Below are 1073 nucleotides of genomic sequence, written 5' to 3' on the forward strand. Positions count from 1 at the left end.
CTCCCCCGAGCGAAGGGCACCTGTTACGACCCGGGGATCGGGACCGCGCTCCTGATCCACCGGCCGGGCGTGGTCGAGGGCGGCGAGGTCCACGACGACCTGGTCACCAACGTCGACTTCACGCCGACGATGCTGGACCTGCTCGGGATCGACCCGCCGACGGGGGTCTCCGGCGAGTCGTTCGCGCCGCTGCTCCGCGGTGACTCCCACGACGGCCGCGACCGGATCTTCGCCGAGATGACGTGGCACGACCGGTACAACCCGATCCGCGCGATCCGGACGGAGCGGTACAAGTACGTCCGCAATTTCTCCGTGCTCCCCGAGGTGTTCGTCCCGATGGACGTCACCCCCACGGCCTCGGGCCGCGAGGTCCACGAGGAGTTCCACGTCCCGCAGCGCCCGGCCGAGGAGCTGTACGACCTCGAAGCCGACCCGCACGAGTCGGAGAACCTCGCTTCCGACAAGAAGCCGTTCGAGACGGCGGCGGAGGCGAGCGACCCGGACCCCGCCCACGTCGACGCGCTCGACCGGCTCCGCGACGAACTGGAGGCGTGGATGGAATCGACCGACGACCCGCTCCTCGACGGGCCGGTCCCGTACCCCGACGTGGAGTGACGGGCCGGACGGCGTCCGTTCCTCCCCAGATCCGTCTCGATGATTTTTATACACAGAGGTAGTTAATCGATCGTCATGGACACCGAGGAACTCCTGGAGACGCTCCAGGCCGCGGACCTCTCTTACTATCAGGCGAACGCGTACGTCACGCTCCTCGAACTGGGGACGGCGTCGGCGACCGAAGTCGCGCAGGCCAGCGACGTGCCCGACGCGCGGATCTACGACGTCCTTCGCGACCTCGACGACTTCGGGTACGTGGAGCTGTACGAACAGGAGACGTTTTCAGGCGCGCGCGACCGACCCCGAGACCATCGTCTCGGGGCTCACGGACCGCGCGAGCGCGCTCGAATCGGCCGCCGCGGAGATCGAGGAGCGCTACGAGCGGCCGACGCTGGACACCCAGACGGTCAGCATCGTCAAGCGGTTCGACACGGTCCTCGAAGCGGCCCGCACGTTCG

The 1073-nt window shown here is 68.3% G+C and carries 2 pseudogenes; both read left to right on the forward strand.

Annotated features, from left to right (window positions below):
• Positions 1-30 precede the first annotated feature (30 nt).
• A pseudogene (locus BN903_RS04525) lies at positions 31-615 on the forward strand (sulfatase/phosphatase domain-containing protein); the annotation flags it as partial.
• Between the two features lie 75 nt (positions 616-690).
• Positions 691-1073, forward strand: a pseudogene (locus BN903_RS04530) (TrmB family transcriptional regulator); the annotation flags it as partial.

The sequence above is a fragment of the Halorubrum sp. AJ67 genome (genome assembly GCF_000513435.1).